Source organism: Kitasatospora sp. NPDC059803 (assembly GCF_042732255.1).
Taxonomy (GTDB): Bacteria; Actinomycetota; Actinomycetes; order Streptomycetales; family Streptomycetaceae; genus Kitasatospora.
On sequence record NZ_JBHWIJ010000015.1, the window covers coordinates 40,259 to 42,062 of the forward strand.

The window sequence follows — 1,804 nt, forward strand, 5'->3', positions numbered from 1 at the left end:
CGCCCACACCGCGGCGCCGGGGGGGGGTGCCCCGGCGCGCCGCCCGCCAGGCCCCCCCCCAGCCAACCCTCAGCCGCGCGCCCCCGCGCGCCCCCCCCCCCCCCGCCCCCCGGCGGTTCACAGCTCCCCGCGGGCCCTGGATGATGGAGTCTGGGAGAACGCCGGACACGGCGTCCAACCGCCCTCCGAACACCGGGAGCTGACACATGACCGCGAAGCCGACGACCGCCACCGACATCCTGATCGTCGGTGCCGGACCGACCGGACTGCTACTGGCCGGCGATCTCGCCGCGGCCGGGGTCGGCGTCACCGTCCTGGAGAAGCGCGGCGCCGAGTCCAACCTGACCCGGGCCTTCGCCGTGCACGCCCGCAGCCTGGAGCTCCTGGACGCCCGCGGCCTCGCCGACGACCTCATCGCCACCGGCCGCCCGGTCACCGGCCTGAGGATGTTCGACCGCTTCGGCATCGACCTGAGCTCGCTGCCCACCCGCTTCCCGTTCGTCCTGATCACCCCGCAGTACCACGTCGAACGGCTGCTCCAGGAGCGCGCCGAGCAGGCCGGCGCGACCATCCTGCGCGGCGCCGAGGTCACCGCCCTGCGCCAGGACGCCGAGGGCGTCACCCTGGAGACCCGCGACGGGAACACCTTCACCGCCCGGTACGCGGTCGGCACCGACGGCGTCCGCTCCACCGTGCGCGACCTGCTCGGCATCCCGTTCCCCGGCGAGTCCGTGGTCGACTCGGTGATGCTCGCCGACGTCCGGCTGGAGCGCGAGCCCGCCGACACCATCACCGTTGGCGCCAACGAGACCGGCTTCTCCTTCCTCGCCCCCTTCGGCGACGGCTGGTACCGGCTGATCGCCTGGGACCGCAAGGAGCGGCAGCCGGACGGCACCACCCCCTCCCCGGAGCGCCTCGCCGCCATCGCCCGGACCACCCTCGGCGAGGACTACGGCCTGCACGACGTCCGCTGGAGCTCCACCTTCCACAGCGACGAGCGCCAGGCCCCCAACTACCGCTCCGGCCGGTTCTTCCTGGCCGGCGACGCCGCGCACTGCCACTCCCCGGCCGGCGGCCAGGGCATGAACACCGGCCTCCAGGACGCCGCCAACCTGTCCTGGAAGCTCGCCGCCGCCCTCCAGGGCCGCGCCACCGACGCCCTGCTCGACACCTACCAGAGCGAACGGCACCCGGTCGGCCGGACGGTGCTGCGCACCTCCGGCGCGCTGATCCGGCTCGCCCTCGCCGAGTCCGCCCCCACCCGCGCACTGCGCGGGGCGCTCACCACGCTCGGCGGCCACCTCGACCTGGTCACCGAGCGCGGCGCCCGGATGGTCTCCGGCATCGACATCTCCTACCCGGCCCCGAAGGACGCCCACCCGCAGGTCGGCAAGCGCGTCCCGGACCTGCGGCTGACGGCGCTGCGCAAGCCCGTCGAGGGCGCCCCGGCCGCCCCCGAGCGGCTCTACGAGGCGCTGCGCGAGGGGAAGTTCGTCCTGGTCAGCAACGACGAACTGGCCGCCGCCGAGCCCTGGGCGGACCGCATGGTCACCGCCGCCCCGGCCGACCCGCACGGCAAGCTGCGCGACACCGTCCTGCTGATCCGCCCGGACGGCTACGCCGCCTGGGGCGCCGTCGACCCCGGCCAGGGCGAGCTCCGCACCGCCCTCACCGCCTGGCTCGGCACCCCCTGACCCCCGCCGGGGGGGGGGGGGGGGGGGGCGCGGGGCCCCCCCGCCCCCCCCCCCCCCCGGCCCCCCCCCCCCCGCCCCCGCGACCCCCCGCGCCCCCGCGGCCCCCCGCA

General features: G+C 77.0%; 1 protein-coding gene. It reads left to right on the plus strand.

Features of this window, described 5'->3' with window-relative positions; all coding sequences use genetic code 11:
- The first annotated feature begins 206 nt into the window (after positions 1-206).
- A complete protein-coding gene (locus tag ACFV6I_RS04400) occupies positions 207-1,694 on the plus strand; it encodes an FAD-dependent monooxygenase (RefSeq protein ID WP_063348433.1) in 1,488 nt (495 codons plus the stop codon).
- The last annotated feature ends 110 nt before the right edge of the window (positions 1,695-1,804 follow it).

What these genes read in the sequence shown, in the direction of transcription:
- ACFV6I_RS04400 (WP_063348433.1), top strand. Translation starts at nt 207, where the DNA reads ATGACCGCGAAGCCGACGACCGCCACCGACATCCTGATCGTCGGTGCC.